The following is a 6,285-nucleotide window of genomic DNA, read 5'->3' as shown; positions in this document are numbered from 1 at the left end:
GAAGTCGTACCAGAGCTGTTTCGCCACGTTCACACGGAAAGAGGATGTGCGCTCGCCCCTGTACGGGGCAAGATACCACAGCTCGTTACCGCTCCTTCTGACAGGCTCATGCCCCAGCCGTGCGAGAAAATCCGCAAGCGGCATCCTTCTGACAGCATCTATTTCCGTCCTTTCCATGCCCGTGTCAGTTGATGATGAACTTGATACCGACCCCGAACTGCGTGTGGAACTTCCGTGTGTCGCCACCCCAAAGGCAACGCTCCCGCAGGTTGGCAAGCAGGGCGATACGGTCTGCCACGTAACACTCCACATCGAGCGTCAGCGCACCGCCGTAGATGAAGGCGTCCCGGTCGTGCAGCGTGGAGCCGTCATGCAGCACCTTCTTCCCCCAATTTACCGCCTCATATCCGGCGAGAGCCGAAGCCCCGGCATAGACGAAAACAATCTTTCGGGCGTCCGACAGTATCTTGAAGTAATAGCCGCCCTCCGCCGTGAACTGCGCCACGGGTATCTTGGTGTCCTTGTAGGGATTGTTCTTCAACAGGTATTCGCCACCGAACACCCACTTGTTCCCCTTCTTCGTGTAGGTGGAGAGAGCCGCCCCGAAGCTGTACCCGCCGTCCTTGCCGCCGAGATTGAAGCCGTCCGCCATGTCCGCCCTCACCTCGATGCCCTGCATCTTCGGCAGACACCGCTGGGCGTGCGCCTGCCCTGTAAAAAGGGCAAGCGACGCGATGATTATTGCGATGTACTTTCTCATGGTCAGCGTACTTGAAGTTCGTTGATGGTACCCGCGCGTACCAAATCCTCGTTCTCAATCACGAAGGACTGGTGACGGCCGCCGTTCTTCTCGTTCAATTCCACCACGAGGCACTTGTCATCGGGGATGGTGAACTTCGCCATCGTGAAGACCGTGCGCTCGCTCTTTTTGCCCGGCACGAGGGTGGCGTAGTTCTGCGCGCGGAGCGGCAGAATAATCTGCTCCTGCACGGCAGTACGCTTCGCAACCTTCTTGTCCACGATTTTCCAAGTGATGTAGTCCACATCGAAAGGCACGTTGCTCTGGTTCTTTATCTCCGTGTGGAAATAAAGCAAGCCGTTGTGCGTGTAGATGCCTTTCAACAGGTATTGGATGCCGAAACGCTTGCAGCCGATATGCTTCACCTCGCGCTTGTTCTGTTTGTGGATGGACTTCATGATAAGGCGCACCAGCATCGGGCTTTCGCTGCCCAGCTCTTTCAGATAGATTTCCTGCGCGTTGTTCGGGCGGTTCACCGTGCTGCCGTCATGGATGAAGTCGCACATCTCCACGTTGAGCAACAGCGGTTCGGCGGCGTACTTCACGTTGAAGGTGTAGAAACTGCCGTCCTCCGTGATGACGGACATATTCGTTTCGTTGGGAAAATTCCTTACGGTAGCCTTCACACGGATGATGTTCTCCGCTCCGTCGGCTTTCCCGGCAATCAGGTCGGGCGAGCCTAAATCGACATAGCGCACCTCCGCCGGAAAAATGACGTGGACGGTCTTGTCGTAGGTCACTTCCAGACCGTGCGGCGGTATCATGCGGTCGAAGGTCAGCTTGCGTGACAGCCCGTGATATAGGTCGCCGTCCGCCTCCTTCTGCGGATAGACCTCCTTCGTCAAGGTCGGTTGTTCACTTCCGTTGGTCGTTTCAACGGTTACATTCTCCTGCGCGTTGGCAGTTATGATGCCCATAGCGAGGGCAAACATGATGATTACTTTTCTCATTACTTTTGGATTTTAGTGGTAATTTTTATTGTTTTCAATATTTTTCTTGGTAAAGCATGACCCTGTACCCGGCTTTCAGATGCACCTTGACGGTTCGCATCTTTTTGGCGATGTACTGGCTCGTGCCTTGTATCAGCCCCTTGCCCAAGTCGGAGGCGAGCTGCGCCCCGGCATTGGTGGAGATGTTGATGCTGCTTCCCAGCGAGCCGCCCATGTTGGCGGCGACCTCCCGGACGGCGTTCATCTCCATCGAGTTCGGGATGAAGATGCCGGGCTGTCCGTCCGTGTCATAGACCGCAAGCTCCACGGGGATAATCGTGCCGTCGTATTCCAGCGAGGTAATCTCGATGTCGAGCCGCTCACCCTGTATCTTGCCCGTGCCGACCACCACCGCACCCCGGGGTATTGTCCTGCCTGCCACCGCCATAGGCTCCAGCAGGCGCAGCCTTACCGTCTGCCCGTCCGTCACGCTCTGCGCCCCATGCACGCACGCCGGTATGGTGTTCCTGTCCAATACCTCCGCCGTGCCGACAGCCGTGTTGAAACCCCGGTTGCGTTCCTGCGATAAGGCGGCGACAAACTCCGCGTTACTCATAGGCTGTGAGAGTGAAGAAACTACTTGATGCTCCACCTGTCTGATAGGCATTGCCTTGTTCTTCTTCCCTTTCTGCACGGTAGTTGGCTCTGCCCTCTGTTCCGCCGATGGCTGTCCTCCGTTCTGACCGCCCATGTACTTTGCCGCCAGCTCGTAGGACTTCTCCATAAGAGCCACCTGCTCGTCCATAGAGGAAGCCTTGCCCCTCTCGCTTTCCAGTTCCGACTCCAGCGATGCGATGCGCTCCAACAATTCGTCCATCTCCGCATTGTCGTTTTTCGGCTGGTCGTAGAAGTTTCCGAGCGTGGCGTTCAGGTCACGGTAGGCGGCTGCGGAGGACTGGATGGTCTGCGGCGTGGCTGGCTTTGCCCTTTCTTCCTTGCCGCCCGGATTGGCGAGGTCGAAGTCCACTCCGTTCTCCGTTCCCGCTATCTCGCGGTCGAACATGTCGCCCAGCTGCCCGATGGCACGGTTGCGGCTCTCCTGACGCTCTTCCATCTCCCCATGCTCGTAGGCTTTCAGCTTGTCGCCGATAATCTGCCGGTTCGCCTTGTCAGCGTCGGGCATCTCGGTGTTGTATCCGTCCGTTCCCGGCGGTTGCTCCTTGCCGGAGGACGGGGCGAATATCAGCCACATCGCCCCGATGAACACCAACACCATAGCGGGCAGCACGATCATCTTCTGCCGTTTCAGCCGTTGCGCCTCTGTCAGCGGTTCGCGCTCCTTTTTCGGTTTCCCCGTTTCGGGAGCAGCTTTGTTCTCTTTCGTCGGTTCATTCTTTGTCTGTTCCATATAAATAAGGTGTTAAGTGATTGCCTGTTTCCGCCGGGGTCGGCAGTTCCACCCGTCCGGCGTGTCCCGTTTCCATATGTGAGCCGTCGTTCCTGCCGATGTCATAGACGGCTCTGCCGAAGGTGTAAAGGGCAAGCACCGCGAAGGCGGCGAACATCCCCAGCACGATGCGGCGGCGTGTTTCCGGCGGCAAGCCGTCCAGATACCCTTTGAGACTTGCCGCCAAGCGTTTCCGTTTGTCGTGGAGTTTCCAATACATGCCCCACATTGATTTTCTGATACTTTTCATGTCCTGTTACCGTTTGATAGTCTGTAAATCCTTGTTCTCAATGATGGTGAAACCCTCGATGGTAAAACCGTTCGGGTTGTCATCCGACCGCGATGCGTTCAGCAGGCGGCAGGTGGTCACGAGGCTGCGCTCGGTGACGTTGCTCTGCCGGATGATTTTCTGTGTGGCGTAGGTCACGGCACGGTAGGGATAGGCGTTGAAGTCGCACACCACGCTGTCCACCTTCAGCACTTGGTTGATGTTCCCGGCGATGATGCGGTTGTAGTACCCCTTCTCCGCGAAGTCCGAATAATAGTGGTACACGCTCTTGTCCGCCAGCAGCAAGGCACGTTTCACGTTGTGTTCAATCGCGCTTTTTTCAGGTGATAGCGTGAAGAACATCTCGTGGAAACGGCGCACATGTTCCCGTGCCTCCGCCGGGCGGTTCTGCGACAAATCCTGAGACAAGGCGAGCATCAGGCTCTTGCCGTTGTCCAGCACATAGATTTTCTCCCGTTGCTTCTCTGCGAAACGGTAGGAGTTCCACACGCTCCACACCGTCACCACGGCGCACAGCGAGAGGAAGACGATACCGAACAGGCGTATCTGCCTGAACGACGATTCGATGTTTCTAAGTGATTTGAATTCCATTTATATTTTCCAATTTATGATTGCACATTGATTATTTCAGCAATTTGCCGACACGTCCGACTGCGTTTCCTGCGGCTGCACCCGCCACGCTGCCCGCCATGCTTCCGGCTCGTCCCGCCATCTGGTTCACGTTGCGACCGTAACCGCCCATGCCTCCGGCTTGGATAATCCAGCCCGCAACGGTGGGAATGGTAAAGTAGCCGATGATGCCGATGCAGAGGAATACGATATACACCCCGTCGCTCGAATCCAGCGAGAAGTTCGGGTCTGCCTGCATCCGCTCGATGTCGTTTTGCAGCATCAGAACCTGTATCTTCGCCAGTATGGTGCTGAACATGTCCGATACCGGTAGCCACAGATAGACCTGTATATAGCGGCATATCCACTGCGTGAGCGTGTTTTGGAAACCGTCCCATACCGACAGGGCGAAGGCTATCGGACCGAGAATCGCCAGCACCACGAGAAAGAAGGTGCGGACGGTGTCTATCACGAGGGCGGCGGCTTGGAACAGCAGTTCGAGTATCTCGCGGAAGAAGTCGCGGATGCTCTTCTTCATGTTGTACATTCCCCGGTCGATATACATTCCCGCCATCGTCACCATGTCGGAGGGCGACCAGCCGAGTTCCTCCAGTTGCTTGTCAAATTCCTCGTTGGACACGAGGTAGGCGGTTTCGGGGTTGCGTACCATCGCCTCGTATTCCAGTTTGTCCTTCTGCTCCCGGTATCGGTTCATGTCCAGCGTTTCCGCCTCCAGCATCTTTGCCGTGCCCTGTACGACGGGTGAGAGGATGCTGTTTATCGTGCCCAGCACCACAGTCGGGAAGAACATGATGCACAGACCGATGGCAAAAGGACGGAGCATCGGGAATACGTCTATCGGTTCAGCTCTCGCCAGCGACTGCCATACCCGGTAGGCGACGTAGAACAGCGCACCCAGCCCGGCGATGCCTTTCGCCACACCAGCCATGTCCCCACACAGCGGCATCATCTGCTCATAAAGTGAACGTAAAATCTGATGAAGGTTGTCGAACTTCATAGGCTACCAGTATCTTTCGTTCATGTTCCCGTACAGCCCCATGATGCGGTCGAGGTCGTTCTTCTTTTTCGCACGCAGGTAACTCACGGAGATGTTCTTGTTCGTGTAGTAGCTCACGAGGTTGCGGTAACGCTTCATCTTCGAGTGGCAGCGTTCCACCACGTCCATGCGCTCCTTGTCGGTCATGGAGAGCGTGGTGATGTTCACCACGTTCCTGAGTTCCGTCAACACTTCGTTGCTTTCCTCCAGCAGTTTCGTGTAGCCGAAAGCGATTGCGGAAAGCTCTTCGGGTCTGAAATTCCCGTCACGGAGCATCCGTTGGAAACTGTTCACATAGATGTCTGTGATGTCGCCCACCATCAGGATGGTCTGCTGCACCTTGCGGGCGTCCTTGACCAGATTGTTCACCGATTTGAGGGCATCGTAATACTTCTTGCCCTGCTGATAGATTTTCACCGTCTCCTGAAAGTTGCTCACCATGTTCGTGGCGGTCTTGGAGGTATGGATGATGTTTTTGGAGGCATTGATGATGCCCTGCGCTAGATTGCCCGGATCGCTTACGACCCACTGTGCGCTTGCCCTGCCCGCGAAAAGCAGGCACAGGCAGATAATCATTGTTATTCTTGTTCTCATGTTACTTTGGATTTTAGTGGTTGTTATTCTTCGGTCGGATGTCCCGGCTGCGGCTTCACCCGCACATAGTCCCCGTTTGGCGAGAAAGTCAGCACATCCGTGGCCTCGTTGTAGGACACGTCGATGCGGAAGCCGGTGTTCATGAACAGGTTGCCGTTCTCCTCCTGCAAGAGATAGGTTTCCGGCTTGAGCTTGCGGCGCAGACCGCTACGACGGAACACCGTCACTTTGTAGGCTTCGCCCTCCTTGTAGATAAGCACGTCAGGTTTTCCCTCCACGCTCTCCCAGTTCCCGCACAGCATGTCGCGGCGGTTGTCGGCCACGTCGCAGGATTGCAGCATCATGACCGCCAATCCGATAAGGCACTTGCTGACTTGCAGCATTTTCACTTTTGGTAAATTCATACGCGTTTTTCTTTTTTGGTTGATACATTCTGTTTTTTAGTTATTCCTTGTTTCTCCGCCTTTCGGCAAGCTGCCGGATGGCGGCTTCGATGTCGTCGCCCAGCTTCTCCGCCAGACGGTAAACCTCCACTTTTTCCGTTTCCTCGGTGGTGTACGC

The 6,285-nt window shown here is 55.8% G+C and carries 8 protein-coding genes and 2 pseudogenes; all 10 read right to left on the bottom strand.

Going from position 1 to position 6,285, the window contains the following annotated elements; all coding sequences use genetic code 11:
* Positions 1-177: pseudogene (locus tag BSCG_RS29165) on the bottom strand (DNA primase); the annotation flags it as partial.
* A gap of 7 nt (positions 178-184) precedes the next feature.
* The gene (locus BSCG_RS01875) at positions 185-760 is read right to left on the bottom strand and encodes a conjugal transfer protein TraO (RefSeq protein ID WP_004291523.1); all 576 of its coding nucleotides are present in this window, start codon (positions 758-760) and stop codon (positions 185-187) included.
* A 2-nt stretch (positions 761-762) separates the two neighbouring features.
* The gene (gene traN, locus BSCG_RS01880) at positions 763-1,749 is read right to left on the bottom strand and encodes a conjugative transposon protein TraN (RefSeq protein WP_004291522.1); all 987 of its coding nucleotides are present in this window, start codon (positions 1,747-1,749) and stop codon (positions 763-765) included.
* Positions 1,750-1,783: 34 nt separating this feature from the next.
* A complete protein-coding gene (gene traM / locus BSCG_RS01885; RefSeq protein WP_004291521.1) occupies positions 1,784-3,136 on the bottom strand; it encodes a conjugative transposon protein TraM in 1,353 nt (450 codons plus the stop codon).
* Positions 3,117-3,425: a TraL conjugative transposon family protein gene (locus BSCG_RS01890; RefSeq protein WP_004291520.1), complete on the bottom strand. Its 309-nt coding sequence runs from the start codon at positions 3,423-3,425 to the stop codon at positions 3,117-3,119. The genes traM and BSCG_RS01890 overlap by 20 nt, the downstream gene beginning before the upstream one ends.
* A 6-nt stretch (positions 3,426-3,431) precedes the next feature.
* Complete coding sequence (gene traK / locus BSCG_RS01895; RefSeq protein WP_004291519.1) at positions 3,432-4,055, bottom strand: conjugative transposon protein TraK; 624 nt, start codon at positions 4,053-4,055, stop codon at positions 3,432-3,434.
* Positions 4,056-4,086: 31 nt separating this feature from the next.
* Positions 4,087-5,091 carry a conjugative transposon protein TraJ gene (traJ, locus tag BSCG_RS01900; protein ID WP_004291518.1) on the bottom strand — a complete coding sequence of 335 codons (1,005 nt, stop codon included), beginning with the start codon at positions 5,089-5,091 and terminating at the stop codon, positions 4,087-4,089.
* A 3-nt stretch (positions 5,092-5,094) separates the two neighbouring features.
* Complete coding sequence (locus BSCG_RS01905; RefSeq protein WP_004304283.1) at positions 5,095-5,724, bottom strand: DUF4141 domain-containing protein; 630 nt, start codon at positions 5,722-5,724, stop codon at positions 5,095-5,097.
* 23 nt (positions 5,725-5,747) lie between these two features.
* The gene (locus BSCG_RS01910; RefSeq protein WP_004291516.1) at positions 5,748-6,128 is read right to left on the bottom strand and encodes a DUF3876 domain-containing protein; all 381 of its coding nucleotides are present in this window, start codon (positions 6,126-6,128) and stop codon (positions 5,748-5,750) included.
* Between the two features lie 40 nt (positions 6,129-6,168).
* A pseudogene (locus tag BSCG_RS30950) lies at positions 6,169-6,285 on the bottom strand (TraG family conjugative transposon ATPase); the annotation flags it as partial.

It is taken from the genome of Bacteroides sp. 2_2_4 (assembly GCF_000157055.1).
GTDB lineage: Bacteria > Bacteroidota > Bacteroidia > Bacteroidales > Bacteroidaceae > Bacteroides > Bacteroides ovatus.
Note: the sequence above shows the minus strand (reverse complement) of the source record. Positions and strands in the feature narration are given on the sequence as shown.

What these genes read in the sequence shown, in the direction of transcription:
- BSCG_RS01875 (WP_004291523.1), bottom strand. Translation starts at nt 760, where the DNA reads ATGAGAAAGTACATCGCAATAATCATCGCGTCGCTTGCCCTTTTTACA.
- traN (WP_004291522.1), bottom strand. Translation starts at nt 1,749, where the DNA reads ATGAGAAAAGTAATCATCATGTTTGCCCTCGCTATGGGCATCATAACT.
- traM (WP_004291521.1), bottom strand. Translation starts at nt 3,136, where the DNA reads ATGGAACAGACAAAGAATGAACCGACGAAAGAGAACAAAGCTGCTCCC.
- BSCG_RS01890 (WP_004291520.1), bottom strand. Translation starts at nt 3,425, where the DNA reads ATGAAAAGTATCAGAAAATCAATGTGGGGCATGTATTGGAAACTCCAC.
- traK (WP_004291519.1), bottom strand. Translation starts at nt 4,055, where the DNA reads ATGGAATTCAAATCACTTAGAAACATCGAATCGTCGTTCAGGCAGATA.
- traJ (WP_004291518.1), bottom strand. Translation starts at nt 5,091, where the DNA reads ATGAAGTTCGACAACCTTCATCAGATTTTACGTTCACTTTATGAGCAG.
- BSCG_RS01905 (WP_004304283.1), bottom strand. Translation starts at nt 5,724, where the DNA reads ATGAGAACAAGAATAACAATGATTATCTGCCTGTGCCTGCTTTTCGCG.
- BSCG_RS01910 (WP_004291516.1), bottom strand. Translation starts at nt 6,128, where the DNA reads ATGAATTTACCAAAAGTGAAAATGCTGCAAGTCAGCAAGTGCCTTATC.